Annotated in this window: 24 protein-coding genes; 12 read left to right on the top strand and 12 right to left on the bottom strand. The window is 61.0% G+C overall.

The window, feature by feature from the left end; all coding sequences use genetic code 11:
* Positions 1-363 precede the first annotated feature (363 nt).
* The 7 genes from ACESWY_RS09710 to ACESWY_RS09740 all read left to right on the top strand — a co-directional run bounded on the left by ACESWY_RS09710 (position 364) and on the right by ACESWY_RS09740 (position 7,436).
* Positions 364-1,302 (top strand): phosphate ABC transporter substrate-binding protein, encoded by a 939-nt coding sequence (locus ACESWY_RS09710; RefSeq protein WP_349130128.1) that lies wholly within the window; start codon positions 364-366, stop codon positions 1,300-1,302.
* A gap of 24 nt (positions 1,303-1,326) precedes the next feature.
* Complete coding sequence (gene pstC / locus ACESWY_RS09715; protein WP_373094240.1) at positions 1,327-2,235, top strand: phosphate ABC transporter permease subunit PstC; 909 nt, start codon at positions 1,327-1,329, stop codon at positions 2,233-2,235.
* Positions 2,228-3,154, top strand: coding sequence for a phosphate ABC transporter permease PstA (pstA, locus tag ACESWY_RS09720; protein WP_082421845.1), 927 nt, complete (start codon positions 2,228-2,230; stop codon positions 3,152-3,154). Before pstC ends, pstA begins: the two co-directional genes overlap by 8 nt.
* Positions 3,151-4,023, top strand: a complete 873-nt coding sequence (gene pstB / locus ACESWY_RS09725; protein WP_373094242.1) for a phosphate ABC transporter ATP-binding protein PstB — start codon at positions 3,151-3,153, stop codon at positions 4,021-4,023. Before pstA ends, pstB begins: the two co-directional genes overlap by 4 nt.
* Before the next feature lie 204 nt (positions 4,024-4,227).
* Positions 4,228-6,087 carry an ABC-F family ATP-binding cassette domain-containing protein gene (locus ACESWY_RS09730; protein WP_368132071.1) on the top strand — a complete coding sequence of 620 codons (1,860 nt, stop codon included), beginning with the start codon at positions 4,228-4,230 and terminating at the stop codon, positions 6,085-6,087.
* 6 nt (positions 6,088-6,093) lie between these two features.
* Positions 6,094-6,864: a Cof-type HAD-IIB family hydrolase gene (locus tag ACESWY_RS09735; protein WP_195363826.1), complete on the top strand. Its 771-nt coding sequence runs from the start codon at positions 6,094-6,096 to the stop codon at positions 6,862-6,864.
* A gap of 182 nt (positions 6,865-7,046) precedes the next feature.
* Positions 7,047-7,436 (top strand): metal-dependent transcriptional regulator, encoded by a 390-nt coding sequence (locus tag ACESWY_RS09740; RefSeq protein ID WP_373094245.1) that lies wholly within the window; start codon positions 7,047-7,049, stop codon positions 7,434-7,436.
* 279 nt (positions 7,437-7,715) lie between these two features.
* On the opposite strand, the gene ACESWY_RS09745 is transcribed toward ACESWY_RS09740, so the two are convergent.
* The 5 genes from ACESWY_RS09745 to ACESWY_RS09765 all read right to left on the bottom strand — a co-directional run bounded on the left by ACESWY_RS09745 (position 7,716) and on the right by ACESWY_RS09765 (position 13,532).
* Complete coding sequence (locus ACESWY_RS09745; RefSeq protein ID WP_373094247.1) at positions 7,716-9,668, bottom strand: heavy metal translocating P-type ATPase; 1,953 nt, start codon at positions 9,666-9,668, stop codon at positions 7,716-7,718.
* 100 nt (positions 9,669-9,768) lie between these two features.
* Positions 9,769-9,987: a cation transporter gene (locus tag ACESWY_RS09750; protein ID WP_022095001.1), complete on the bottom strand. Its 219-nt coding sequence runs from the start codon at positions 9,985-9,987 to the stop codon at positions 9,769-9,771.
* Positions 9,988-10,049: 62 nt separating this feature from the next.
* Complete coding sequence (locus ACESWY_RS09755; RefSeq protein ID WP_055285819.1) at positions 10,050-10,415, bottom strand: ArsR/SmtB family transcription factor; 366 nt, start codon at positions 10,413-10,415, stop codon at positions 10,050-10,052.
* Positions 10,416-10,804: 389 nt separating this feature from the next.
* Entirely contained in the window at positions 10,805-11,926 is a 1,122-nt protein-coding gene (locus ACESWY_RS09760) for a putative endonuclease domain-containing protein (RefSeq protein ID WP_373094249.1), read from the bottom strand.
* A gap of 637 nt (positions 11,927-12,563) precedes the next feature.
* Positions 12,564-13,532, bottom strand: a complete 969-nt coding sequence (locus ACESWY_RS09765; protein WP_055310729.1) for a 3'-5' exonuclease — start codon at positions 13,530-13,532, stop codon at positions 12,564-12,566.
* A gap of 172 nt (positions 13,533-13,704) precedes the next feature.
* Between ACESWY_RS09765 and ACESWY_RS09770 the strand changes: the two genes are divergently transcribed.
* Positions 13,705-14,787, top strand: coding sequence for a putative manganese transporter (locus ACESWY_RS09770; RefSeq protein WP_195568744.1), 1,083 nt, complete (start codon positions 13,705-13,707; stop codon positions 14,785-14,787).
* A gap of 106 nt (positions 14,788-14,893) precedes the next feature.
* Here the strand turns inward: ACESWY_RS09770 and ACESWY_RS09775 are convergent, their stop codons facing one another.
* Together ACESWY_RS09775 and ACESWY_RS09780 are read right to left on the bottom strand one after the other, a co-directional pair.
* Positions 14,894-15,376 carry a YaiI/YqxD family protein gene (locus ACESWY_RS09775; protein WP_373094252.1) on the bottom strand — a complete coding sequence of 161 codons (483 nt, stop codon included), beginning with the start codon at positions 15,374-15,376 and terminating at the stop codon, positions 14,894-14,896.
* On the bottom strand, positions 15,377-15,979 hold the full coding sequence (locus ACESWY_RS09780) for an HdeD family acid-resistance protein (RefSeq protein WP_195568745.1): 603 nt from the start codon (positions 15,977-15,979) through the stop codon (positions 15,377-15,379).
* A 235-nt stretch (positions 15,980-16,214) separates the two neighbouring features.
* Here ACESWY_RS09780 and ACESWY_RS09785 point away from each other — a divergent pair, with 235 nt between their 5' ends.
* The 3 genes from ACESWY_RS09785 to ACESWY_RS09795 all read left to right on the top strand — a co-directional run bounded on the left by ACESWY_RS09785 (position 16,215) and on the right by ACESWY_RS09795 (position 18,165).
* The gene (locus tag ACESWY_RS09785; protein ID WP_349075091.1) at positions 16,215-16,886 is read left to right on the top strand and encodes a nitroreductase family protein; all 672 of its coding nucleotides are present in this window, start codon (positions 16,215-16,217) and stop codon (positions 16,884-16,886) included.
* A gap of 83 nt (positions 16,887-16,969) precedes the next feature.
* Positions 16,970-17,512, top strand: a complete 543-nt coding sequence (locus ACESWY_RS09790; protein WP_271730943.1) for a histidine phosphatase family protein — start codon at positions 16,970-16,972, stop codon at positions 17,510-17,512.
* A gap of 17 nt (positions 17,513-17,529) precedes the next feature.
* A complete protein-coding gene (locus ACESWY_RS09795; RefSeq protein ID WP_271730945.1) occupies positions 17,530-18,165 on the top strand; it encodes a histidine phosphatase family protein in 636 nt (211 codons plus the stop codon).
* A 129-nt stretch (positions 18,166-18,294) separates the two neighbouring features.
* Here ACESWY_RS09795 and ACESWY_RS09800 read toward each other — a convergent pair whose 3' ends face one another.
* From ACESWY_RS09800 to ACESWY_RS09820, 5 genes are all read right to left on the bottom strand, one after another.
* Positions 18,295-18,978: a DUF1015 family protein gene (locus ACESWY_RS09800; protein ID WP_055310735.1), complete on the bottom strand. Its 684-nt coding sequence runs from the start codon at positions 18,976-18,978 to the stop codon at positions 18,295-18,297.
* A gap of 39 nt (positions 18,979-19,017) precedes the next feature.
* Positions 19,018-20,238, bottom strand: coding sequence for a M20 family metallopeptidase (locus ACESWY_RS09805; RefSeq protein ID WP_373094255.1), 1,221 nt, complete (start codon positions 20,236-20,238; stop codon positions 19,018-19,020).
* 177 nt (positions 20,239-20,415) lie between these two features.
* A complete protein-coding gene (locus tag ACESWY_RS09810; RefSeq protein ID WP_373094257.1) occupies positions 20,416-21,579 on the bottom strand; it encodes a phosphoglycerate dehydrogenase in 1,164 nt (387 codons plus the stop codon).
* A 69-nt stretch (positions 21,580-21,648) separates the two neighbouring features.
* The gene (serC, locus tag ACESWY_RS09815) at positions 21,649-22,773 is read right to left on the bottom strand and encodes a 3-phosphoserine/phosphohydroxythreonine transaminase (RefSeq protein WP_373094259.1); all 1,125 of its coding nucleotides are present in this window, start codon (positions 22,771-22,773) and stop codon (positions 21,649-21,651) included.
* 226 nt (positions 22,774-22,999) lie between these two features.
* A complete protein-coding gene (locus ACESWY_RS09820) occupies positions 23,000-24,601 on the bottom strand; it encodes a potassium/proton antiporter (RefSeq protein ID WP_373094261.1) in 1,602 nt (533 codons plus the stop codon).
* A 253-nt stretch (positions 24,602-24,854) separates the two neighbouring features.
* Between ACESWY_RS09820 and ACESWY_RS09825 the strand changes: the two genes are divergently transcribed.
* Positions 24,855-25,694, top strand: a complete 840-nt coding sequence (locus tag ACESWY_RS09825; protein ID WP_347479690.1) for a metallophosphoesterase family protein — start codon at positions 24,855-24,857, stop codon at positions 25,692-25,694.
* The last annotated feature ends 245 nt before the right edge of the window (positions 25,695-25,939 follow it).

Below are 25,939 nucleotides of genomic sequence, written 5' to 3' on the forward strand. Positions count from 1 at the left end.
GTCGCAGCCCCGACCCGCGGTCACGAGCGGGGGCTCCTATCTTTTTAGTGCCCTCGGATTGGGTCATAGTGTCTGTCGTTGCCAAAACATCGGCGTTGCTGGGGTAGTCGTTGGGGACGTTCTTAAATGACTAGTCAAACAAGACTGTCTCCAATGACTACCTTCCTCTGGTGTAAAAGGCGCGCCACGCTAAATGCCGGGTTTGTTATTCGTTTGTAAAGGCCGTGCTGCGCTTGCGGTAAGGGTCTATCAGATGCCCGTAAAAAACCGCAGTTGGCGCGGGCACTGCCCGATCGAGGCCGTATCTTTCCAAACAGCAAAGCGGGCAGGGTGCCCGCGAGTCGCATGTATGAAAGGAAGATCATGCTCGATCAGGCTTATTCTCGTCGTCAGTTCCTCGGCCTCGCTGGTGGTCTTGCCAGCATCGTCGGTCTCGGTCTCGTTGGTTGCGGCGGCTCCGGCGCATCCGAAGCCGCCGACAAGGGTAGCGCCGCTGCTGCCGAGTCCGTCTCCGGCGAGGTGACCTACGACGGTGCCTCCTCGTTCCAGGCTCTCGTCGAGGCTGCTGCCGAGAAGTTCATGGATGCCAACCCCGACGTCTCCATCTCCGGTTCGGGCAACGGTTCGGGCAAGGGCCTTACCGCTGTTGCCGCCGGCACCGTCACCATCGGTAACTCCGACGTCTTCGCCGAGTCCAAGCTCGAGGCCGACCAGGTCAAGAAGCTCGTCGACCACGAGGTCGCTGTCGTGGGCATGGGCCCCGTCGTCTCCAAAAACGTCAAGGTCGACGACCTGTCTCTCGAGCAGCTCAAGGGCATCTTCTCCGGCCAGATCACCAACTGGAAGGAGGTTGGCGGCGACGACGCTACTATCGTCGTCCTCAACCGCAAGGCCGGCTCCGGTACCCGCGCCACCTTTGAGGCGGCTGTCTTTGGCGACGAGGCCGTCGATTTTAAGGGCGACGCCGAGCTCGACAAGTCCGGCGACGTCCAGACTCAGATGGGCAGCACCGACAACGCCATCTCCTACCTGGACTTCTCGCACTTCGATGACTCCAAGTTCAATGCCATCAAGGTCGAGGGCGTGGAGCCCAAGAGCGCAAACGTCACCGACGACTCCTTTAAAATCTGGGCTACCGAGCACATGTACTGCGCTAAGGATGCCGACGAGGCCACCAAGGCCTTCCTGGAGTTCATGCTTTCCGATGACGTCCAGGGCAAGCTCGTCGAGGAGCAGGGCTTTATCCCCGTCTCTGCCATGAAGGTCGTCAAGGACGCCAGCGGCAAGGTCTCTGCTAAATAAGTAATCGCCCCGGAAAGGTTTGCAATGGCAAAACAGCTGCCAAAGCGCGACCTTGAGAACGTGGGCCTGGGCGTCACGGGCGCGTGCGTAGCGCTCGTGACGCTTGTCGTTGCCGCGCTCATCTTCATGGTCGCCCAAAAGGGCCTCTCGGCTTTTCTCAAGGATGGCGTTTCGGTTGCCGAGTTCTTCACCGGCACCAAGTGGGACCTGGCCAACACGGCCGAAAACGGCCTGCCCTACACCGGCGCCCTGCCCCTGATCGTCACCTCGTTTGCGGTCATGGTACTCTCCACGCTCATCGCGCTGCCCATCGCCATCGGCTCTGCCATCTTTGCGGTCGAGATTAGCCCTAAGTTTGGCTCTAAGATCTTTCAGCCGCTCATTGAGCTTTTGACCGGCATCCCCTCGGTCGTCTTTGGCCTGATCGGTTTTCACGTGGTCGTCGGTCTTATGAAGAGCGTTTTCCACGTGAGCACGGGCCTGGGCATCTTGCCCGGCGCCATCGTGCTGGCCGTCATGATCCTGCCGACGATGACCACGCTTTCGGTCGATGGCCTGCGCGCCGTGCCCGACAGCTACCGCCAGGGCTCGCTCGCGCTGGGCTACACCCGCTGGCAGACCATCTGGCACGTGGTGCTCAAGTCCGCCATGCCGTCGCTCATGACTGCAGTCATCCTTGGTATGACGCGTGCCTTTGGCGAGACGCTCGCCGTGCGTATGGTTATCGGCGGCATCGAGGCCATGCCGACGTCGCTGCTGTCGCCGGCCTCGACCATCACCACCACGCTCACCACGTCCATGGCGGTCTATGCCGAGGGCTCGGCCCAGGACGATGTTCTGTGGGCGCTCGGCCTGCTGCTGATGGGCATGAGCCTCATCTTCATCCTGATCATCCACCTTATCGGCCGCAAGGGGGCGAAGGCTCGTGGCTAGCACGCGCATCCATATCGACGAGGCGAGACTCGGGCGTGTCCAAAAGCAGGACCGCATCGCCACGGGCGTGCTGACGGCGATCGTCGCCATCGTCATGCTCATCGTCATCTCCATGGTGGCCTATATCCTGTTCGAGGGCGTCTCGACGCTGTTCCAGCCGGGTTTCCTCACGCAGCCGTCGCGTGCCAACGGTACCCAGGGTGGCGTGCTCTACCAGCTGTTCGACTCGTTCTACCTGCTGCTGATCACTCTGGTCATCTCGGTGCCCATCAGTCTGGGCGGAGCGGTCTTCCTGGTTGAGTACGCGCCGAACGGCCCCATCCGCGACATTGCCTCCACCGCCATCGAGACGCTGTCCTCGCTGCCTTCCATCGTCGTCGGCATGTTCGGCTTTCTGGTGTTCTCGGTGCAGCTGGGCTGGAAGTACTCCATTATCTCCGGCGCCGTCGCGCTCACCATGTTCAATATCCCCATCCTGGTGCGCGTGATTCAGCAGGCGCTCGAGGACGTGCCGCAGGCCCAGCGCGATGCGTGCCTGGCCATGGGCCTCACCCGTTGGGAGGCCACGCTGCACATCCTGATTCCCGAGGCCATGCCCGCCATCGTGACCGGCATCGTGCTTTCGGCCGGCCGTGTGTTTGGCGAGGCCGCAGCACTGCTTTTTACCTCGGGTATGAGCTCGCCGGTTCGCCTGAACTTCTTGAGCTTTAACCTGTCGAGCCCCACCTGTGCCTGGAACGTGTTCCGCCCTGGCGAGTCGCTCGCCGTGCATATCTACAAGATCTATGGCGAGGGCAGCCCCGAGGCCCAGCAGATCGTTTGGGGTACCGCAGCGCTGCTGATGATTTGCGTGCTGCTGTTTAACGTAATCGCCCGCATTGTGGGCAAGCAACTGGCAAGGAAGATGACGGCCGAATGAGCGAGATGAATGTAACGCCCGCAACCGAAGCGGCATCGTCCGAGACCCAGGACTTCCTGTCGAGCGTGGGGGAGAGCGAGAGGCGCGTGCGCGTAAGCGGCAAGGCCGTGAGCGACGAGGTCGTGCTCTCCACCAAGGACGTCAACGTGTACTATGGCGACCACCATGCGCTACACGACACGTCGCTCGACTTTCACAAGGGTGAGATCACGGCGCTCATTGGGCCTTCGGGCTGCGGTAAGTCGACCTTCTTGCGTAGCCTCAACCTCATGAATCGCGAGATTCGCGGCTGCCGCGTGGAGGGCGAGATCAACTATCGCGGGCGCAACGTGAACACCAAGACCGAAAACACCTACGAGCTGCGCCGTTCCATTGGCATGGTGTTCCAGCAGCCCAACCCGTTCCGCAAGTCCATTCGCGACAACATCACGTTTGCGCCCAAGCGCCACGGCATCACCGACCGTGACGAGCTCGACCGCATGGTCGAGGAAAGCTTACGCGGCGCGGCGCTGTGGGACGAGGTCAAAGACAAGCTCGATAAGAGCGCCTATGCGCTTTCGGGCGGTCAGCAGCAGCGTCTGTGCATCGCGCGCACGCTGGCGCTCAACCCCGACGTGATTCTGTTCGACGAGCCCTGCTCGGCGCTCGACCCCATCTCGACGCTGGCGATCGAGGACCTCATGTCATCGATCGTGGCCGACCGCGCCATCGTTATCGTGACGCACAACATGGAGCAGGCGTCGCGCGTGTCCAACCGCACGGCGTTCTTCTACATGGGCGATATGGTCGAGTACGACGAGACTGACGAGATTTTCCAACGGCCCAAGGATAAGCGGCTGAATGATTACCTCACCGGCATGTTCTCCTAGTCCGGGACATGCTTGAGGCCTGCAGCGGCCACGGTTGCCGCAGGACTGATTGGAGAGGCGGGTCATCTCTTGCGGGAGATGGCCCGCCTTTTGCTCTGCGACCGAAACGACCACCACAAAGGGGACAGGCGCCTTCGTGGTGGTTTGGGGTGGGGCTCGCTGCTATCATGGACAACGTTGAATTTCTACGAAGGAGCAGGGCATATGGCGATTCTTTTGGGATGCGATTCCGTCAGCCTAGAGTTTCCCACCAAGCATATTTTCGATAGCGTGACGCTCGGCGTGGGCGAGGGCGACCGCATTGGTATTGTCGGCAAAAACGGCGACGGCAAGTCGACGCTGCTGAGCGTGCTCGCCGGCACGCTGGAGCCCGACGACGGCCGCGTGACGCACCGTCGCGGCACCACGATTGGTCTGCTCGGCCAAAAGGACCAGCTTGTCGACACCGATACCGTGCATCATGCCGTTGTGGGCGACACGCCCGAGTATGAGTGGGCCTCGAGCCCGCGCACGCGTCAGATCCTGGCCGGCCTTATTAGCGATGTGCCCTGGGAGGGCACGGTGGGCGAGCTTTCGGGCGGCCAGCGCCGTCGCGTGGACCTCGCGCGCCTGCTAATCGGCGATTACGACGTGCTTATGCTCGACGAGCCTACCAACCACCTGGACATGCGCACCATCAACTGGCTCGCGCGTCACCTAAAGGCCCGCTGGCAGCGCGGCCAGGGCGCCATGCTCGTGGTCACGCACGACCGCTGGTTCTTGGACGAGGTCTGCACCAGCATGTGGGAGGTCCACGACGGCCAGGTCGATCCCTTCGAGGGCGGCTATTCGGCCTACATCCTGCAGCGCGTAGAGCGCGACCGCATGGCCGCGGTTACCGAGGAGCGCCGTCGCAACATGGCGCGCAAGGAGCTCGCGTGGCTGAGCCGCGGTGCCCAGGCTCGTTCCACCAAGCCCAAGTTTCGCGTGGATGCCGCTCGTGAGCTGATCGCCGACGTGCCGCCCGTGCGTGACGAGCTGGAGCTCAAGCGCTTGGCCGTGAGCCGCTTGGGCAAGCAGGTTATCGATGTGGTCGACGTGGATGCCGGCTATGCCGATACCGACGGCGCGCCCAAGCAGGTGCTCACCGATGTGACCTGGCTCATTGGTGCGGGCGACCGCTATGGCCTTTTGGGCGAGAACGGCGCCGGTAAGTCGACGCTGCTCGACGTGATCCAGGGCAAGATTGAACCCACGCGCGGCCGCGTGAAGATTGGCCAGACAGTGCGCTTTGGCGTGCTGTCGCAGCAGCTCGAGGAGCTCAAGCCCTACATGGGCGACACGATCCGCGAGGTGCTCGGCAACTATAAGAAGTACTACGTCATCGACGGCAAGGAGACTTCGCCCGAGAAGCTCTGCGAGCGTCTGGGCTTTACGACGCAGCAGCTCTGGAGCCGCATCGGCGATCTTTCGGGCGGCCAGCGCCGTCGCCTGTCGCTGTTGCTGACGATTCTGGACGAGCCCAACGTGCTCATCCTGGACGAGCCGGGCAACGACCTGGATACCGACATGCTCGCGATTGTCGAGGACCTGCTGGACGGCTGGCCCGGCACGCTGATCCTGGTGACGCACGACCGCTTTTTGATGGAGCGCGTGACCGACCAGCAGTGGGCGCTGCTCGACGGCCACCTGACGCATATGCCCGGTGGCGTGGACCAGTACCTGCGCCTGTGCAACGCTACCGCCGAGGGCGAGCCCGTGGGCGCGCCGAGCGCCAAGACCGGCACGTTCGACACCGGTGCCGCGGCAGCTGCGGCCGAAAAGCCCAAGTCGAGCGGTCAGCCCAACGGCCTGTCCAACGCCGAGCGCCAGAAGCTCCGCCGCGAGGTGAGTTCGCTCGAGCGCAAGATGGAGACGCAGCGCACCCGCGTTGAGGAGGCCGAGGCAGCAATGGCCCAAGTCGATCCCACCAACTACACGGCGCTCGGCGAGCAGCAGGCAAAGATCGACGAGGCTCACGCTGCCATGGACGAGCTGGAGATGGCGTGGCTCGAGGCGAGCGAAAAGCTCGAGGGCGAGGAGTAGGCGAGAATGATCAAAGCCGCGTTTTTCGATATCGACGGCACGCTGCTGAGCTTTAAGACCCACCGGATTCCGGCGTCGGCGCAGCAGGTGCTCGACAGCTTTCACGAGCAGGGGATTGCGTGCGTGATCGCCACGGGCCGTCCGACCTACCAGATGCCGGACTGGCTGTTCGACCTGGGCTGGGATGCGTACATTACGCTTTCGGGCCAGCACTGCTTTGATGCCGAGGGGGTTTACCGCAGCTGCCCGATCGATTCGGACGACGTCGCGGTGATTGTGGACCAGGTGGCGCAGGGGCGCTACGACTCGCTGTGCATGCAGGGCGAGAACTCGTTTGTGAACCGCCTGTCCGAGCGCGTGGTGACGGCTGGCAGCAACGCGGGAATCGTCTACCACGAGGAGCCGTTTGAGCACGCCTTTGACGCACCGGTCTACCAGTTTTGCGCCTTTGTGGACCCGGTCGACGAGCATATCGTGACCGACGCCGTGTCGCATTCGCTCACCACGCGCTGGTGCGACCTGTTCTGCGACATTATTCCCGCTAACGGCGGCAAGGACCTGGGCGTGGCGGCGACGCTGGAGCGCCTGGGCATCGACGCGAGCGAGGCGATTGCCTTTGGCGACGGCGAGAACGACCTGTCGATGTTTGCCGCCGTGGGCACGAGCGTGGCCATGGGCAACGCGCAGGACACGGTGAAGGCTGCGGCGACCTATGTGACGACCGCCGTGGACGACGACGGCATCTACAACGCCGCGAAGTACTTTGGACTGCTATAGCTGCGGCTCGGCACTTGGGGACACTCCTTGCGGGGCGTGTTCCCATTTTGTTTTCGTCCCGCTCGTTTTGTGAAACACGGCTAACTTTTAGGCAAAGTAGTAAGACATGGGCAACTTTTGCGGTAAAGTAAGCCGTGGAAAGTATCCAACGGCTAACTAGCAATCATCGCGAAAGGCGGCCCATGGCCCTACGTGAATCCGGAGAAGACTATCTCGAATCGATCTACGTTCTGTCGCAACGTCAGGGCATCGTGCGCTCGATTGATGTTGCAGAGTACCTTGGCGTAACTAAGGCAAGCGTTTCAAAAGCTATGGCGACGTTGGAGAACAACGGCTACGTCGAAATGGGCAAGCGAGATGTTCATCTGACGGAGCGTGGTCTGGAGGTTGCTCGTCAAATGTGGGAGCGTCACTGCTTTTTCGTGGGGCTGCTGGAGGATGCGGGTGTTTCGGCTGAGGTCGCGTCGCAAGAGGGCTGCCACATGGAGCACTGCCTGAGCGAGGAGAGCTTTGAGAAGCTACGGGCGATGTTGGGTCGGGAAGATGCAGCGGGTCCAACAACAGAAGCCTAACTGTCCCACAGTAGCGCGGAGTTCACGCAAAGCGCGAACCAGCGACTGGGACCAGCGGCCCTTTCGGCCAAGTCCATTTCAGCAAAGGAACCCTGCCAGCAAGCGATGCCCAAGAACCATCAGCAACGTCACCGTAGGCCGGGGTCGGGCTTGGTTTTGAAAACACTCCGCAGCGCGAGGCCCGTCTTTCCGTTGCTCCGCAGGAGCAGGAAAGACGGGCCTCATGCGCGAGGACGTTTTCAAAACCAAGCCCGACCCCGGCCGGACAGTCCACGAACGCTACAGGTTCTTGACACCCATCGCGCGCATGGCATTCAGGATGGCGATAATCGCCACGCCTACGTCGCCGAACACGGCAAGCCACATATTGGCGATGCCCAGCGCCGCGAGCACCAGAATCAGCAGCTTAATGCCCAGCGCAAAGATGATGTTCTGCCAAACAATCGTCATGGTCTTGCGCGCCACGCGGATCGCGCGGGAGATGTTGGACGGCTTGTCATCCATGAGCACGACGTCCGCCGCCTCAATTGCGGCGTCCGAGCCCATAGCGCCCATGGCGATGCCAACGTCTGCGCGGGTAAGCACGGGTGCGTCGTTGATACCGTCGCCGACAAAAGCGAGCTTGCCCTTGCCGCTTTCGCCCGCGAGCAACGCCTCAACACGCTCGACCTTATCGCCCGGCAGCAGCTGCGCGTGGAACTCGTCGAGACTGAGTTGCTTGGTCACAGACGCCGCAACCTCCTCGCGGTCGCCCGTGAGCATGACGGTGCGCTTGACGCCGGCGGCGTGTAGGTCGCGAATCGTTTGCTCAGCATCGGCCTTGACGGTGTCTGCAATCACGATGTGGCCGGCGTACACGCCGTCAACGAGCACATGCAGAATTGTTCCGACGACCTCGCAATCGGGCGCTTCGACTCCGGCCGCGGCGAGCATCTTTGCGTTGCCAACGACGACGTGCTTGCCGTCGATGGTTGCCGTCACGCCATGGCCCGCGTCGTTGGTGGAGTCGCTTACGCGCTTGGGGTCGACCTCGCCCTGGTAGGCGACACGCACGGACTGCGCGATGGGGTGATCGGAGAACGACTCCGCAAGGGCTGCGACCTCGAGCAACGACTGCTCGGTATAGCCAGCCTCGGGGTGCACCGCGACCACCGAGAACGTGCCGTTGGTGAGCGTGCCGGTCTTGTCAAAGACGACGGTGTCCACATCGGCGAGCGTCTCGAGGTAGTTAGAACCCTTGATGAGGACGCCCAGCTTGGATGCGCCGCCAATGCCGCCAAAGAAGCTGAGCGGGACGCTAATCACGAGCGCGCACGGGCAGCTGACGACCAGGAAGGTCAGGCCGCGCAGGATCCAGTCGGACCAGGCGCCGGTGACCAAGCCGCCGCCGAGCGCGAGTACCGCGGCAGCGCCGGTGACGGCGGGCGTGTAGACGCGGGCGAAGCGCGTGATAAAGTTCTCGGTGCGCGCCTTCTTTTCGCTGGCATTTTCCACGAGCTCCAGGACGCGTGCGACGGTGGACTCGCCAAAGGGCTTGGTGGTGCGCACGTGGATGAGGCCCGTCATGTTGATGCAGCCGCTGATGATGTCGTCGCCGGACTTGGCGGGGCGGGGGATTGACTCGCCCGTGAGAGCGGCGGTGTCGAGCTGGGTTTCGCCCTCGACGATGACGCCGTCGATAGGCACGCGCTCACCGGGCTTGACCACGATCACGGTGCCGACGGCGATGTCATCGGGGAAGACCTGCTCGAGTGTGCCGTCGGGCTGCTCGACGTTAGCGTAGTCGGGCGCGATGTCCATCATGGCACTGATCGACTTGCGGCTCTTGCCCACGGCGTACGCCTGAAACAGCTCGCCGACCTGGTAGAGCAGCATGACGGCGGCGCCTTCGGCCATGTGCGGGTCGGTATCGGGGAAGAGCACCATGGCAAACGCGCCGATGGTCGCGACGGCCATGAGGAAGCTCTCGTCGAAGGCCTTGCCGCGGCGGATGTTATTGAATGCCTTTTGCAGTACGTCGTAGCCGGCAATCAAAAACGGCACGAGGAACAGCACAAAGCTGGCGTAGATGTCGCCCGGGGTGCCGAATGCGGCAGTGAGGGTGCCGAGCTCATCGAGGGCGTACACCACGGCAAAAATGCCCAGCGCTACCAGGATGCGGTTGCGCTTATGCTCGAGTGATTCTTTTTTCTTGCGCTTCTTCTTTTTCTTTTTGGGGTCGGCGGTGGCCATGACTCGTATCCTCCCATTTGAATGAATGAACACTCGCTCATATAATTTCGCGAGCAAAGGCCGCGGCAAGCGCGGCCTTGCAGGTTGGCGTAAACCTGGGCTAGAGAATGATCTCGCAGTCCGGCTCGGCGTCGGCCGTAAACTCAACAACGCGGTTGAGCACCTCGTCGAACTCAGCATCATCGGCCTCGAGCGTCAGCTTCTGGGTCATAAAGTTGACGGACACGGATTTGACGCCCTCGAGCTTGGCCAGCTCGTCCTGAAGCTCGCGCGCACAGTTGGCGCAATCGATCTCATCGAGCTTGTACTGCTTTTTCATGGTGGGTTCCTTTCCCGTTTTTGCGGCTTGGGTGCAGGCCGCGCTGGTACCGTGGTTGGTTGCTATTCGCAGATATGGCTCATGCCCTGGTTGAGCATGGTGTAGACGTGGTCGTCGGCGAGCGAGTATAGGATATTGCGCCCGTCGCGCCGGAATTTAACCAGGTGCGACTGCTTGAGTGTGCGCAGCTGGTGCGACACCGCGGACTGCGAGGTTTCGGTCGCTTCGGCGATGTCTGCCACGCAGAGCTCGCGGCCCATGAGGGCGTAAAGGATCTTGATGCGCGTGGTGTCGCTGAAGACCTTGAACAGGTCGGCGAGGTCGTAGAGAAGCTCCTCGTCGGGAAGGTCCTCGGGCGAGCAGGTGGTGGGGATCGCGGGTTCGGTGGCCTCGATGTCGGGTTTCGTTTCATCAACGCGGATGCTCATTGCAATATCCTTTCATATGAACATGCGCTCATATAACTTGCTTTCGATTATATGAGTGTATGTTCATATGTCAATACAATTTGCGTTAATTTCGATGACTGCTTGCCGCCTCTGCGATTTTCTGTGGGTTGGGAGACATCGACGCAATGCTCGCCAACATATTTCGAGATGTTCGGCTAGCATGCTAAGAAAGCCACCTTGAGAAGCATTAGAACTGTTCATATTTGTACTTTATCGTGTCAAATACCGCGAGAATCAGTTCTTCCTCTACGGGAGTTTCTGCAGAATCAGTTTTATCTAAAGTTATATTGAGCATTGCTGCAGCCAATCTGGCACATCGGTGGCCGAATAAGTCGAAAAATGTAGGTGGACATCCGCAGAGATCGCCTTTAGAAGAGCGAATTCTCAATTAGATCAATAATCGTGTCGTCTTCCGTGCGGTTTTCATCGATTTTTGCGAACATGTCGCATTCCCAAGCCCCATTGATTTCCTCAGCAAGGGCCCCGACGTGTTGCATGTCGTCGGGTTCGGGCACATCGTTGATGCTCGGGTCATCAGCTTGCGGATATTGGCTTGCAATTTCGCGCTTGGCGGCCTCTTCTTCTTTGAGTGTCTCCAGGACGCGGCGACCGTATTCGAAGTAGCGCCGCAAGACAAATTGACGAAGAGTTTCTTGCAGGATGGCGAAGTTATCCGGGAGTCGACCGGGCCATATCTTCTCGCGAATGCGAATCGCTTCCATGACCCGTTTAAAAGCGGACTGCTTGAAAAACGAATGACGATTAACTGTGATAACGGCATATCCCATGTTTCGCAGCGTGTTTCGGCGCTCCTCGTCAATTGATTGCTGCTCGGGTTCGTCGTGGTAAAAGCCGTTGTATTCGATATCGGTCATCGAATTTTCGAGCAGCGCGTCGAGGTAGAAAACCGTCCGTCGCGTTAGGGCGGCGTATCTTTTGGGGACTGGGATCGGATAATCCGTTTTGATAGCGCGTATGGCTAAGCCACCCATTGACTTGGGCATTGTCAGCATCATGACAAACGCCGTTTCGAGTGGGGAGCGACAGCCTTCGTGTACATAAGAAAGTGCCTTAAGTGCTTTATTAGATCCACGATACCCCGGTGCCTCTGAAAAGAAGGCTCTGAGCTCTTCAACGCTGGTTAGGGCTGGGCGCTCGCGATATTGAGTTTCGTCGGACGTTCCAAGCGCGTAGGAGCCGCAGATTTCAAAGTAATACTCAACGAGCTCCGAAAGGTTGAGGTCGGCTGTTGCTTCTAACGCGCACAGCTTGATATCGACGATGTAGACGTTCGGCTCGAGTTCTAGGTAGCTTTCTGCATCAAACGTATAGCGCGTGCAGTGGCAGATGCAGCCCTTGCGGTGCCTTTTGGCATTATTGGGAAACGTCAGCACATGGATACGTTCAGAATCGACATTCTTTCTGTTGAGCCATGCTCGTGCCGCTTCCAGGTCGGACGTGGTCGGCGCAGACACCCTGATCTTTTCCATAGGTATGGGACCGGTCGCGTAGCTTGCGAGCGAGTTGGCTGTTTGGTATACAGCGCGTGCCGTGGTATGTGACAGAATGATTCCCATACGCGCATGATGGCATAGCGGACGCCGCATACGCCCGAAACTTCGGGCAACGGTATTGGGGTGCGGCTTATCTTCTGCGAACGGTGGGTTTTTGAGCTGTCGTATTGAGGGAGCAGCTTTGGCTGGGGAGGTTTCTGCCGGCTGCCCCTTTTTGATGAACTTTAGTTGCGGATTCGTAGCTTCTAAGCGTTTTTGCCGACCGCTCAGATGCCTCACCAACATAATTTGAGTTATTCGGCCTTATCCTATACAAATGGTGCGATCGCAACGTCCTATTCGAATTGATTCAGGTAGATTTATGGGGCTTGGTTGCGAAATTAAGGCGATTTTAGCTTCGATTGCGGTTCAAGGGGCCTTGACTAGTGGTTCAGCTGGCCGAACAACTCGAAAAATGTAGGTGGGCCAACCTGCCGACTATGTGAAGCACGCGTATTTGCTCGTTTTGATGAAAACTAGGGTGCAGCCATAAGGCTGCGCCCTAGTTTACTGCGTGTCGGTGTGCCCAGACGGATTGCGCTGTGCCTGGCAGGCGCTCCCGCAGATGGATCGGTTATTTCGCGAATAGGTTCTTGAGGTTGAACTCGGCTTGGACGGTGCGGAGCATGAGGTCGGTGTCGTCCAGACCCAGATGCTGCTCGTTGGCATCGGCGGCGAGGGTGCCACGGCGGCGCGCCCAGTTCTCGAGCGCGGCGGGCGCGGACTCGCGGGGGAGCGAGCGCACGTCGGCGTCCAAGCTGCGGCAGATCTGGCGCGAGTCGATGACGATAATCTTGCCGGCGCGGCGTGCCTCGGCGTAACCGTCCAGATGAATTTTGAACCAGCTGTCCTCGAACGCGGCGTTATGCGCCATGTACGGGTACTTCTTCATAAGCTTGAGCAGCTGCTTCTGCAATTCCTTGTTCTCGCGGAAGGGTGTTTTGCCGTCGATGTCGTCCCAGGTGATGTGGTGGATATTCGACAACGGCACATCCTCGCCGCGGTAGATATCGGGCAGGCCGCAGTAGTGTGCCTCGGCGTCATGCGGCACGGCGTCGCTGGTGAGGTCCATGATTTCCCAGCCCACGTTGATGATATAGCCGCGCTCGGGTGCACGGCCGGTGGTCTCGATGTCGATACCGAGCACGGTGCCCTGGATGGGCTTGCGGGCGTAGGCCACGCCGAGCGCGTCGCGGTCGCCGCGGATCTCGCGCATGACCGACGCGGCGGTGCGCTTTTGCATCTTACCGATGGCGGCGCAGGTGTCGGCATCGGACAGGCCGCGCGAAAGCGTCGCGGGCGTCACGTTGCGCAGGCGCGCCTCGCCAATCTGGTCGCACAGGTCGCGGTTGCGGTCAGCCAGGTCGCGCACGGTGGCAAAGTCGAAGCTGGGGTCGCCCTCGGCGGTAAAGTACTCGGTTTCGAGCACCTTAAGGGCCTCCTCGCCCTTCTGGCGCTCGGATTCCATGGCGCCGTGATCGCCATAGATAAACATGGGAATAAACGGCTGGCGCTCGTATTCGAGTGCTTGTGAAACGTTCATACAACTGCTCCTTGGATGGGCCGCGTCGTGCGGCTCAGTGTCATTAAGATGTGGCGAGATGATAGTTTACCATGGGCAACTATTGGCATCGCGCCTAGGACAACTACAATACCCTAGTTGACCGCTAGGACTTTTACAATGCTGCCGAAAGACACGAAAGGTTCCATCCGTCATGGATTTGCTGATTGATATTCTGCTCGACGCCGGCAAGGACACGCTCTCGCTGGTACCGTTCTTATTGGTGACATATTTGGCCCTCGAGACCCTGGAGCACGTCGCGGGCGACAGCGTTAACGGCGCCATCAAGCGCGCCGGCGCCGCGGGTCCCGTGGTTGGCTCGTTGCTGGGCATGGTGCCGCAGTGCGGCTTTTCGGCAATGGCGGCAACGCTGTACGCCGGTCGTGTCGTGACCTTGGGCACGTTGGTGGCGGTGTTCCTTTCGACCTCCGATGAGATGCTGCCGCTGTTGCTCGCCGAGCAAGTTCCCGTGCAGACCATGGCGATGTTGCTCGCCTCGAAGGCGCTGATCGCGCTGGTCACGGGCTTTATCGTGGATGCGGCTATCCGCGGCCTTCGTCGTAATGCCCGCGCGCATGCGGCGATTCGCCGTACCGTGCTGGGGACCGCTGCCAATCCGGCTCATGTGAACTGCGCGCACGACGACCATACCGGGGGCGACATCATTGATGAAGTGGCCGAGGCGGGCGTAAGTGCTGATCACATCCACGAGCTGTGCGAACGCGATCATTGCGGCTGTGACGAGGATGAGGACGAGCACGGGCACGACCACAGCCACGATCATGGTCACGCGGACGAGCACGAGCGCCACCACGACCACAGCCACTCCTACGAGGGCGCGCCCATCGTGTCGATCATCCGCAGCGCGATCTCGCATACCGTGCAGGTGTCGGTATTCATTTTCCTGGTGACGCTGATTCTGGTCGCCGTGCTCGAGACCTTTGGCGAGTCGGCGATCGAGCAGTTCCTGCGCGGCAACGAGACGCTTGCGGTCCTGGGCTCGGCGCTTGTCGGCCTGATTCCCAACTGCTCGGCCAGCGTCGTCATCACGCAACTGTACCTGGAAGGCGCGCTGCAGCTGGCCCCGATGCTCGCCGGCACGCTCATTTCTGCCGGCGTGGGCTACCTGGTGCTGTTCCGCACCAACCGCAGCGCCCGCGAAAACGTCGTGTTCCTGGTCATGATGTACGTCATCGGCGCCGGCTGGGGCCTTATCCTATCCGCCGTTGGCCTTTAAGTAGATTATTGGGACATGTCTTACGATCTACCCCTGTGACCAGGGCATTCCCCGCTGCCAAAACAAAAAGGTAGATTTTTAGGCATGTCCCAAAAATCTACCTTGGTTAGCGCAGCAGCTCGGTGAGGTTGCGCTTAAAGCGGGCCCGGTCTTCGCTGGTAAATGCCACCGGACCGCGAGTGCGACCGCCGGCGCGGCGCACCTTCTTTTCCTCGTGGCGAATAAACAGTTGCATGTCGATGGTCGCCTTATCGTAGACGCGCCCGCGCACGCCGACGGCGGCGGCATCGCGCCCGAGCACCATGCTCGCCAAGCCAATGTCCTGCGTCACGACTACGTCGCCCGCCTGCAGGCGTTCGACAATGGCAAAGTCGGCGCTGTCGGCGCCAACGCTCACATCGAGCGTCGTGACCCAAAATCCGCGTCGCGCGTGCTCAGCATCGCGCGGGTCGTCGCGGCGAATGTGCCGTTCTAGGTTTTGCGTGCTGTTGCCGGCGATAACAACGGCGACGCCCGCCCGCCGCGCGCAGTCAATCGACTCGCGCGTGACCGGGCAGGCGTCTGCATCAATAAAGAGCGTTCGTGGCATCTAGTGCACCAGTTTGCCAAATTGAGTAGCACGAACAATCAGCGTTACGCCAAACACCAGCAGTGCGGCGCCGCTAAAGATGACGAGCATCTTGGCCGACCACAGCGGATAGATAAACACGAACATGCCGGCGATGATGGAGAGTGCGCCGCTCAGGATGGCGAGGGCGCGGTTGGACGAAAGCTCGGACTCCAGAATGGACATGACACCTTCGACAATCCAGCCAAAGCCGGCCACGATAACCACCATCGTGGTGAGCGTCGCGGTCGAGAAGGCCTGGTTGCGCAGGATTATGGCGCCGCCCAAGATAATGAGTAGGTTGGAGATGATGCTCGTCACGCGCCAGCCGGTGGGCAGCAGCGGCTCAAAAATGGCAGTGAACAGCCTGATGGCAGCAGTGATTACAAAGTAAAAACCCAGGACAGTCGTCAAAAAGACGAGGGACTTGGCGGGTGCAAAAAGCAGCGCGATACCAGCAATGAGCGCTAAGACGCCCGTGATGGCGTAAATCCAGCGCACGGCCTTGACGGCTTTGCCCGCCATGCTTTTCTCGTCAAATCCAAACTGGCTCGATTTTTGGTCATCGTTCTTAAAGATGCCCATAATGTCTCCTTTCCGTGCGGCGTAAGCCTTGATCGTTACAACCAGTATCGCCTAAAGGCGCTGGCGTATGGGTCGGAGAGGGCGAAACGTAACCCAAAGGCCCCGAATTGTTTCCGTTGTTCCCCACGTTGCGATTTTCTATTCAACAGGTGTAGAACATTGCAGCCCTGTTCGTTATTGCCTACGTTTTAGGTTAGATTTTCCTAAGGACAATTGGCTTGTATTGGGGGTCCCTATGAACGAAGCAGTTCCCGAGGCGCCGTCGAGTGTCGAATCGATGGCAGAGCAGGGTTGCGAAAAGCTCGGCTTGGAAGCGTTTGATGCGCTGGTCCGTCGTGCCCGTACGTGCCGCCGTTTTGACGAGTCCATGCGCGTGCCGCGTGAGTTTTTGCTCGAGCTGGCAGAGCTGGCTCACCTGACTCCCTGTGGTGCCAATGCTCAGCGTCTTCGTTTTCATGTGGTGAGCGATGCCGAGGATTGCGCGCGCGTATTTGATGAGCTCGCGTGGGCCGGTGCGCTTAAGGATTGGCCGGGTCCTGCCGAGGGTGAGCGCCCGACCGGCTACATCGCGATTTTGGCCGAGCGCGCCGTTCCGGGCAAGCCCGCCGCTCCCATTACCGAGGTCGACACGGGCATTGCCGCGCAGACGATGATGCTCGCCGCCCGCAGCGCCACGCCCGAGGTGGCAGCCTGCATGTTCAAGGCCTTTACGCCCCACGCGATCGATGCCATGGGGCTCGATAACGACAAGTATGAGCTCAAGCTGATCATGGCGTTTGGCGTTCCGGCCGAGACACAGGTGATCGATGCGATCGATTCCAACCCCGACGGCTCCATCAATTATTGGCGCGACGAGGCGCGGGTGCACCACGTACCCAAGCGTCCGCTTGCCGACGTGCTGCTGTAGTTGTGCGTCGTTGCGGTGCAATCCGGCGGCAAAATCACCACAAAGGCTCCTGTCCCCTTTGTGGTGGTACGAGGGGAGGGTGTGTGGCAGATCTGTATTTGGTGCGGCATGGGCAGACTGAGCTCAATGTGCAGAGCATTTTGCAGGGCTGGCACGATTCGCCGCTTACGGCGCGCGGACGCGAGCAGGCGCTGGCGACGCGCGCGGCGTTTGAGGCGCGCGGCGTGGCCTTTGACCATGTGTATTCCTCGCCGTTGGGCCGGGCGCGGCATACGGCCGAGCTTATCGTTGGCGAGGGCCGTTCCATTGAGCTGGTCGATGACCTGCGTGAGTGGCATTTTGGCTCGCTGGAGGGCACATCAAATCGCGAGATGCCGCCGCAGCCCTGGGGCGATTATCCGGTGGCCTTTGGCGGCGAGTCGGAAGTGCAGCTTCAGTCGCGCATGGTCGCGGCGCTGTCCCGCATCATGGCCAGGCCGCAGCACGACTGCGTGCTGGCGGTTTCCCATGGCTCAGCCTGCCAGGAGTTTCTTGAGTATGTGACTGGCGAGGGGGAGCTACCCGACAACGGTGCCGTGCTTCATTTTGGCTATTGCGACGGGGCGTTTTCGCTCTTGGGTTGGTAACGAACGAAAGGACCCCTATGAATAAAGATCTGTATCTGGTCCGTCATGGACAGACGATATTCAACCTTAAGCGTATCATTCAGGGGTGGAGTGACTCGCCGCTTACGCAGTTGGGTTGCGACCAGGCGGCGCGCGCCGGCATGTTTTTACGTGCGCGTGGCATTGAGCCCGATCATGCCTACACCTCCACGCTTCATCGCACCGAGCAGACTATCGCCAACTTGTGGCCGGGCTTGGCGTACGAGCGCCTGGACGGTCTGCGCGAGTGGTTCTTTGGCGACTTTGAGGCCGAGCGCGTGATGCTTATGCCCGAGCGCCCGTGGCGCGACTTCTATTGCCAGTTTGGCGGCGAGGGCCAGATGCAAGTGCGCGAGCGCATGGTGGCGACGCTGATCGAGCTTATGCAGCGTCCGGACCATACGTGCGTGCTCGCGGTAAGCCATGGCTCGGCCATCAAGGAGTTTATGGATCACGTGAAGGGTGCGGCGGCCGACGAGCGCGATCGCGTGCCGGGCAACTGCGCGGTGCTGCACTTTGCGTTTGACGACGAATCCGACACGTTTGAGCTGATTGAGATTTTTACGCAGGAGGATTACGCACGCGAGCTGGGGCTTGAACCGCTCGTGGCGGCAGCAGGCCCGCAGCGGGGATAACGTGAGCGTGGCGGCACGGGTCGCCGGCATAACTTCTCGACGCAAAAGGGGCGGAGATGCATGTACCTGCTGCATCTCCGCCCCCTGTTTGTTGAGCTGCCGATTTTTGTGCTGGACGGTCTGGTCTTGCTAGAACCGCGCGACTTGGTGCGTGAGCAGACCCGTCGGAACCTGCGGCGCGCCGCCGCTGACCTGCGCGGCGGGGAAGAGCGCAGCTACGGCAAAGTTGAACGGCTCCTTGCCGGTGTACGTTCCGGCGGCACGGGCCTCATCGGCCAGCAGCTGCGACGCCCCGGCCAGCGCGGCAGCGTAGGCGGGGTCGTCGGCCAGTGCCGGCTCTGGTACTTGGTCGAGCATGGCACGGATGGCGGCAACAGCGTCCTCGCGCTTGACCTCCCACACGCGGTGCGTAATGCCCGCGGGGTCGGTGACGGCGTAGAGCGAGGCGCCCTCTTTGGCAGCGCCCAGGATGATGTCCATGACGGGCGACGCCTCGTAGGCGAGCGACACGGGGCGCGGCTGAACTTTGAGTTCGGCGATCGCGCGCGCGGCGGCGGCCACGTCGGCGCTGGCATCGCCCTTGCCGCCCGCAAGTACACTCGTCGGGCAGATCGCCACGACACCCGTCACACGTCCCGGCTCGCCCGAGCATTCGTACACGTAATACGCCGCACCCGGGTCCTTGAGCATCAGACCATCGGCAATGGCTCCGCGCAGGGCATCGTTGCCGCTTAGGATGCTGCCCATTGCAGGCAGCGCCTCGAGCACGCGGTCCTGAGCCGGGCGGATGCAGGGAAACGGAAGTGCTTTCATGGGCGGTCCTAACGCGCGAGTCGGTTTGTTCGCGGCTTATTATGCCCCAACTTGGCCGCTCGCGTCCCAGAGCACGTTATCGGCGAGCGCGATTAGCACCTGCTGACAACGAACGATATCGGCGTGGGGCACATATTCGTTGGGCTTGTGCGCGAGCGCGAGCGACCCGGGACCGTAGCTCATGCAATTGCGGTTACCTGTCTTGCCGGCAATGACGGCGGTGTCGGTGTAGCCGGTAAAGAAGCCAACGGTCGTGTCCGCGTCCGTCACGTCATCGGCGGCACGCTTGAGCGCTGCTAGAAGGGGAGAGTTTGGGTCGCGCTCGATGGCGGGGCGGTCGCCCGTCACGACGTAGCTGCCGTGGCAACCGGGAATGGCGGCTTCGGCGACGGCGATGGCCTGCTCTACCATGCGCGTTACGGCGGCCGTATCGGTCGGCGGGGTCAGGCGCATGTCGACCCAGACTTTGGCGCGGTCGGGTACGACGTAGGGGCGATATCCGCCCTCGATTTGGCCGAACGTGATGGTCGAAGGCCCCAGCTCATCGTGCGCGGGCAGCGCCACAAACGCGCGACAGAGCGAACACACGACCTCGGCCATGGCGGCGACGGCATCCGCGCCCTTCCAGGGCCGGCTTGCATGCGCCGTCACGCCATCCATTTCAATCTCGAACCACGTACGCCCCTTGTGCGCCACCTGGATCTGTCCGTCGGTGGGCTCGGTGTCCAGCACCCATTCGCGCGAACCGACCCAGCCGGCATCGATGGCTGCCTCGGAGCCTCGCATAAAGTCTTCCTCGTCGACCGAGCAGATGAGCGAAAAGCCGCGGCGGGGCAGCGCGCCATCCGCCGCCACGCGCTCGAGCGTATGGACCAGTGCGGCAATGGCACAGGCCAGGCCACCCTTCATATCGCAGGCGCCGCGGCCGTAGAGCTTGCCGTCGCGCACGACCGCCCCGAGCGGCGTAATGTCCGCGTCCCAGCCGTCGCCCAAGGTGACTGTATCCATGTGGCAGATGTAGACGAGCCGTGGCTCGTCGCTCAAACCGGGCACGGTGACCATGAGATTGCGGCGTCCGGTCAGCACCTCGAGTTCCTCAACCTGCACGGCATGGAGCACCGGATGACTCAACCGCTCCAATTGAGCCTCAACCAACACTTTGATATAGCGTTCAATCTCGCCCTCATACGCACCTGGGTCGGAACTGTCGATCCGCACGAGCCCTTGCGTAAGCCGCCAAGCAAAATCTGTATCAACCATAGGCACCTCACAGATAGTTAGGTCAACATACAAATTGTATGTCAAGAAGCGGCTCGGTGCATTTAATGGAGCGCTCACAAAAACGGGGGCGCCTCTCGTGCGAAAGGCGCCCCCGCGGGCATTCAATGTCAGTAACGGGCAGGCCACATGGGGAACTGCCCGTCAGATCAGCCGGCGCTATTTGATCACGCGCACGCGATACATCGACGGAATCTGCTTGAGCGCCTCGATGGTGCTGCTGTCCAGGTGCTCGTCGGTGTCGAACATGGTGTAGGCGTTCTCGCCGGCAGACTCGTTGGTCATACGCTGCACGTTGGCATTGTCCTTGGCCAGGATTGCCGTGATCTGACCGATCATGTTGGGCACGTTGGCGTGCAGGCAGGCGATGCGGCTTGCGGCGCGCGCCTTGCCCATGCTGCAGGTGGGGTAGTTGACGCTGTGCGCGATGTTGCCGTTCTCCAGGTAATCCTTAAGCTCGCTGATGGCCATGTCGGCGCAGTTGGCCTCGGCCTCGCCAGTGCCGGCGCCCGAGTGCGTGGTGATAAACGTGTTGGGCATCTTGACGGTCTTGGGCGTGGCAAAATCGCAGCTAAACCAGCTCAGCTTGCCCTCGCGCAGGGCGGCGTCAACGGCGTCCTCGTCAATGATGGTCTCGCGTGCGTAGTTGATGAGCACGGCGTCCGGGGCCAGCAGGTTGATCTGCTCGGTGCTAATCATGCCGATGGTGTCGGCCTTGCTGGGCACGTGCACCGTGAGGTAATCACAGCCGCGGCAGAGATCTTCGAGCGTGCCCACGCGCTGCACCTCGCGGCTCAGCACCCACGCGTGCTCAACGGAAATGAACGGATCGTAGCCGTAGACGTCCATGCCCAGATTGACGCAGGCGTTGGCGACCTTGGAGCCTACGTTGCCCAGACCGATGACGCCGATGCGCTTGCCCTTGAGCTCGCGGCCCACAAAGGCCTTCTTGGCCTTCTCGGCGTCGACCTGGATCTCGGGGTCGTCGGCGTTGTCGCGCACCCAGTTCATCGATTGCACCACGCCGCGGCTCGAGAGCACCAGCATGCCTAGGACGAGCTCCTTAACGGCGTTGCTGTTGGCACCGGGGGAGTTAAAGACGACGACGCCCTTCTTGGCGTACTCCTCGACGGGGATGTTGTTGACGCCGGCGCCGCAGCGGGCGATGGCGCGGATGCCCTCGGGCAGCTCGTAGCCGTGCAGGTCAGTCGAGCGCATCAGGATGGCGTCGGCCTCCTCGGCGGTGCTCACAAATTCGTAGCCCTCGCCAAACTCGACTTTGCCGTCCTTGGTGATGTCGTCGATGGTCTTAATCTTGCGCATGAAAAACTCCTTAGCAGGTTTGGTTTAAACAGGTGGTTTGAAGTGGCTGGTCGGCCCGCGCGTTGCGGGCTAGTTAGATCGCGGGCTCAAACTACGCTGCGTTTCGAAGTCCTTCATGTACGAGGCCAGTGCCTGCACGTCTTCCATGGTTACGGCGTTGTAGACGCTGGCGCGCATGCCGCCTACCAGACGATGGCCCTTGACGTTTTGAATCTGGTGCTCGGCCGCGCCTGCGACAAAGGCCGCGTCGAGTTCGGCGTCGCCGGTGCGGAAGGTGACGTTGGCGATGGAGCGGCTGTCGGCCTGCGTGGTGCCATGGAACAGCACACTGTGCTCGAGCAGGTCATAGAGCAGGTTGGCCTTGGCCCAGTTGCGCTCGGCCATGGCGGCAAGTCCGCCGGTCTCCTCGACCCACCGGAACACCTTGCCGCACACGTAGATGCCAAAGGTGTTGGGCGTGTTGAGCATGGAGCCCTTGGCGGCCTGGGTCTTAAGGTCCATGTACTGCGGCGCCCGCGCAAAGGCGGGGCCGTCGGCGATGAGGTCGTCGCGCACGATAACCACGGTCACGCCCGCGGCGCCGGCGTTTTTCTGCGCGCCGGCGTAGATGAGCCCGTAGCGCTCAACATCGAGCGGCTGCGACAGAAAGCAGCTCGAGACATCTGCGATCAGCGGTACGTCGCCGCAAGCGGGCAGCTCGTGGTACATGGTGCCAAAGATGGTGTTGTTCTGGCAGATGTAAACGTAGTCGAGCCCGTCGCTCGCGGCCTCGGCGGCAATGCGCGCGTTGATGTCGGCCATGTCGGGGATGCGGTCGAAGTTGGTGTCCTCGGAGCTCGCGAGCAGCACGGCCTCGCCGTACTTGGCGGCCTCCTTGTATGCCTTGTTGGCAAAGTTGCCGGTCACGATGTAGCCGGCGCGGCCGCGGCGCATGAGGTTCATGGGGATGCCCGCAAACTGCAGCGTGGCGCCGCCCTGCAAAAACAGGACACGGTAGTTGTCGGGGATGCTCAGCAGGCGACGCAGGGTTGCCTCGGCGTCGTCGATGATCTGCTGGTACATGCTAGATCGATGGCTCATCTCGAGCACGGACATGCCGCAACCGCGGTAGTCCATCATCTCGTCGGCGATCTCGGCGAGCACGCTTGTGGGCAGCGCTGCCGGGCCAGCTGAGAAGTTGTGCACACGTGCCATCTTCTAGTTCCCCCTTGTAGTCGTTTGGACGTTCGGGTTACTTTAGCACAGTGGAGCGCCAGGCGCGACCGCATCACGGTAAAACTCGAGTGCGTCGCTATGATTTACAGGATGGTTACATGGGGGAGGGGTGCTTTACTCCTCAGGCAAATCCAAATCTGCGAGCGAAGACATGAGGTTCCTAGGCGCTTGATCTCTTCGTCCTAAAGTAGCTACCTCCTAGTCACTACGATGCTAGCGTGGCGATGACGGCTTCGTCGCCGGCGTATATTAGGGTGTTGCCGTCGGGGATGATCGTTTGGCCTTCGCGCTTGAGCATCACCACAATAAACGGATGTTTGCCTTGCGGCACATCGCACAGGCGCTGGCCGGCCAGGCGACCGTGGGGAGTCACGGTGACCTCGCGCAGCGTAACTTCGGTACGCTCTTCAAACGTCGGCGCGGCCATCACCAGCAGATCGCCTTCCTGGATCACGGTGTCGCCATTGGGCAGTACCGGGTGCGCCCCGTCGCGCAGCACCAGGACCACGAGCATATTTGTGGCGCTGCCAATGTCCGCGAGCGAGCGTCCGGCAAACGGATGTCCAGCGCACACCTTGAGCTTTACAAACGACATGCCGTCCTCGTCGCGGTAGTCGTTAAAGGTGCGGCGCACGTCGCCGGTCGCATCGATCATATCGAGCTTCTTCGCCACCGCCGGCAGCAGCGAGCCCTGCACCACAATGCTCGACACGGCAATCACAAACACCAGGTCAAATAGGTCGTGTCCGCCGGGAACGCCGGCCACCACGGCAAAGAGACTAAAGACGACCGAAGCTGCTCCGCGCAGGCCCGCCCAGGTTACGAGCGCGACCTGGCGGGGGTTTGTCTTAAAGGGCGCCAACAGCAGACCGACAGCGATGGGGCGGCTCGCAAAGAGCATAAACGCCATGAGCGCCAGGCCCGGCAGCAGCATCTGCGGCAGGCGCGCGGGCGTTACGAGCAGGCCGAGCAAGAAGAAGATGGTCATCTCTGCCATCTCGGTGAGGGTGTCAAAGAAGTGCGCCATCTCGACCTTGCCGGTGATGTCGCTCGCACCCAGCACAATGCCTGCCAGGTACACGGCTAAAAAGCCGTTGCCGCCCAGGTAACTCGGCAGCGCGTAGGCGACGATGGCCACGGCGAACAAGAAGATGGTCTGCGCGCCCTCGGCCGTTGCGTGTGCGCGTTCAATCAGACGGCCCGCCGCCCAGCCGATGGCAAGGCCCAGGCCCACGCCCAAGATAATCTGCTTGGCCAGCAGTGCGGGAATGTTGATGTCGCCGCCGGCCGCGAGTGTGGCGAGCACGGCGGTGAGCATATAGGCGACGGGATCGTTGGAGCCCGATTCGACCTCGAGCAGCGAGTCGGTGCCGCCCCTCAGCGACAGGCTGTGCTCGCGCAGAACGCTAAAGACGCTGGCCGCGTCGGTGGACGCCACGACCGATCCCAACAGCAGGCCGCCGATCCAGTCGAAGCCCAGTACAAAGTGGGCGAACACGCCGGTGATGCCTGCGGTGATGACGACGCCGAGCGTGCTCAGCAGCACCGCCGGCGCGGCGACGGGCTTGGCGCGGTCGATATTGGTGTTAAAGCCGCCGTAGAACATGATGAATAGCAGCGCCGTGCTGCAGACGGTTTCGGTGAGCGCGTAGTCGCTAAAGTCGATGTGTGCCGGGCCGTTGACGCCCAGCAGCATGCCGAGTGCGATAAAGATGAGCAGGGTGGGGAAGGGGAGTTTTTTGCCGACGGGTTTGATGGTCAGGCACAAAATGATGACGAGGCCGATAAAGAGAAGGATCTGGTTCATGGATGGTGTCCGCTCCTGGGTGGTTGGCGTGGCACGGTCAGTTGTCTGCGGTTATTTGTACCCAAAGATGGTGGGTTTATGGGGTTGGATTGCGGGCGTGCGCGATATCGTCATAGACGGCTGCCGTCTTTGCCTCTGCTCGGAAACCCTTTCCAGCTTTATTGCAACGGAGTACAATGGGTAACGTTTAAGTTCAACTTGAAGTTTTAGTTGCGGCACCGGGCTTCGGCCGCAATGCAAGGAGAGGCGTACCATGGCGATCTATGTGACATCTGACGCTCACGGGCACGTGCGTGCGCTTGACGAGGCCCTGTCTAAGATCTCGTTGACGTCCGACGACACACTGTACGTGCTGGGCGACATGATCGATCGCGGGCCCGATCCGGTCGGTGTTATTAAGCTCGTGCGCTCGCTGCCCAACGCCCGCGTGCTCAAGGGCAATCACGAGCAGATCATGCTCGATGCCATCATTGGCCAGGATCCGCTCGATGCCGAGACCTGGGATATCAACGGTGGCTGGACGACGCGCGAGCAGCTCAACGACATGGAATTTGAGGCATACGAGGAGCTCGTGCGATGGATGGCCGCGCTGCCGCTCTACGCGGTGGTCGAGACCGAGGAGCGCCCGTATCTGCTGGTACATGCTGGAATCGAGATGAAGGCGGCGCGCGCGTTTTTGCTTGAGCATGGTGTCGATTGTGCCGATGGCGTCGGAGCGGTGGGTGCTGATCGCGAGCTGCTGCAGCAGATGCTCGCAGTGCAGTCGTCCGATGACCTGCTGTGGATTCGTCACGGCTATTGGGATGTGCCGACCGGGCTGCTTTCTGCCGAGGGCAAGGGTCCGGTCGTGGTGAGCGGTCACACGCCAACGGTGTCGCTCGGGCGTTATTGCGAGGTCGGTGGTCTTGCGGGGCTCGATGAGGAGTCGGGCCGCGGGCAGATCGTGCGCCTGGGCGGCGAGGATGCCGCCGGTGTGCCCGATCGCATCGACATCGACTGCGCTGCCGCCACCGGCTCCGAGTTCGGTCGCGTGGGCATCCTGCGCCTGGACGACGGGGCGGAGTTCTACGCGAACATCAACCCGGGCGAATAATCGGTGCAAGGGGTAGCTAATTTGGGACGGGGCTTTTTTGACTACTTTTGCCCTTCTGCCCGCTAATTGATTTCTCTGGGACGGGGATTAAATAATCATTTGGCTGCCCGCTGGCTAAGTGAGTAGACTTTTTTGGAAATGCCGAGCACCCAACATATTTGCCTCAATAAAACCGACGCTCCTATAAGTTGTCAAGAGGCAGTTTGCGGGAGCGTTCTCTCCAATTCGCACAGGAGCTCGTAATA

This window comes from Collinsella aerofaciens ATCC 25986, assembly GCF_964237925.1.
In the GTDB taxonomy this organism is placed as follows: domain Bacteria; phylum Actinomycetota; class Coriobacteriia; order Coriobacteriales; family Coriobacteriaceae; genus Collinsella; species Collinsella aerofaciens_BJ.

What these genes read in the sequence shown, in the direction of transcription:
- ACESWY_RS09740 (WP_373094245.1), top strand. Translation starts at nt 7,047, where the DNA reads ATGGCCCTACGTGAATCCGGAGAAGACTATCTCGAATCGATCTACGTT.
- pstC (WP_373094240.1), top strand. Translation starts at nt 1,327, where the DNA reads ATGGCAAAACAGCTGCCAAAGCGCGACCTTGAGAACGTGGGCCTGGGC.
- ACESWY_RS09795 (WP_271730945.1), top strand. Translation starts at nt 17,530, where the DNA reads ATGAATAAAGATCTGTATCTGGTCCGTCATGGACAGACGATATTCAAC.
- ACESWY_RS09805 (WP_373094255.1), bottom strand. Translation starts at nt 20,238, where the DNA reads ATGGTTGATACAGATTTTGCTTGGCGGCTTACGCAAGGGCTCGTGCGG.
- ACESWY_RS09785 (WP_349075091.1), top strand. Translation starts at nt 16,215, where the DNA reads ATGAACGAAGCAGTTCCCGAGGCGCCGTCGAGTGTCGAATCGATGGCA.
- ACESWY_RS09770 (WP_195568744.1), top strand. Translation starts at nt 13,705, where the DNA reads ATGGATTTGCTGATTGATATTCTGCTCGACGCCGGCAAGGACACGCTC.
- ACESWY_RS09765 (WP_055310729.1), bottom strand. Translation starts at nt 13,532, where the DNA reads ATGAACGTTTCACAAGCACTCGAATACGAGCGCCAGCCGTTTATTCCC.
- ACESWY_RS09730 (WP_368132071.1), top strand. Translation starts at nt 4,228, where the DNA reads ATGGCGATTCTTTTGGGATGCGATTCCGTCAGCCTAGAGTTTCCCACC.
- serC (WP_373094259.1), bottom strand. Translation starts at nt 22,773, where the DNA reads ATGGCACGTGTGCACAACTTCTCAGCTGGCCCGGCAGCGCTGCCCACA.
- ACESWY_RS09825 (WP_347479690.1), top strand. Translation starts at nt 24,855, where the DNA reads ATGGCGATCTATGTGACATCTGACGCTCACGGGCACGTGCGTGCGCTT.
- ACESWY_RS09745 (WP_373094247.1), bottom strand. Translation starts at nt 9,668, where the DNA reads ATGGCCACCGCCGACCCCAAAAAGAAAAAGAAGAAGCGCAAGAAAAAA.
- pstB (WP_373094242.1), top strand. Translation starts at nt 3,151, where the DNA reads ATGAGCGAGATGAATGTAACGCCCGCAACCGAAGCGGCATCGTCCGAG.
- ACESWY_RS09755 (WP_055285819.1), bottom strand. Translation starts at nt 10,415, where the DNA reads ATGAGCATCCGCGTTGATGAAACGAAACCCGACATCGAGGCCACCGAA.
- ACESWY_RS09780 (WP_195568745.1), bottom strand. Translation starts at nt 15,979, where the DNA reads ATGGGCATCTTTAAGAACGATGACCAAAAATCGAGCCAGTTTGGATTT.
- ACESWY_RS09735 (WP_195363826.1), top strand. Translation starts at nt 6,094, where the DNA reads ATGATCAAAGCCGCGTTTTTCGATATCGACGGCACGCTGCTGAGCTTT.
- ACESWY_RS09760 (WP_373094249.1), bottom strand. Translation starts at nt 11,926, where the DNA reads ATGGAAAAGATCAGGGTGTCTGCGCCGACCACGTCCGACCTGGAAGCG.
- ACESWY_RS09810 (WP_373094257.1), bottom strand. Translation starts at nt 21,579, where the DNA reads ATGCGCAAGATTAAGACCATCGACGACATCACCAAGGACGGCAAAGTC.
- ACESWY_RS09800 (WP_055310735.1), bottom strand. Translation starts at nt 18,978, where the DNA reads ATGAAAGCACTTCCGTTTCCCTGCATCCGCCCGGCTCAGGACCGCGTG.
- ACESWY_RS09820 (WP_373094261.1), bottom strand. Translation starts at nt 24,601, where the DNA reads ATGAACCAGATCCTTCTCTTTATCGGCCTCGTCATCATTTTGTGCCTG.
- ACESWY_RS09750 (WP_022095001.1), bottom strand. Translation starts at nt 9,987, where the DNA reads ATGAAAAAGCAGTACAAGCTCGATGAGATCGATTGCGCCAACTGTGCG.
- ACESWY_RS09775 (WP_373094252.1), bottom strand. Translation starts at nt 15,376, where the DNA reads ATGCCACGAACGCTCTTTATTGATGCAGACGCCTGCCCGGTCACGCGC.
- ACESWY_RS09710 (WP_349130128.1), top strand. Translation starts at nt 364, where the DNA reads ATGCTCGATCAGGCTTATTCTCGTCGTCAGTTCCTCGGCCTCGCTGGT.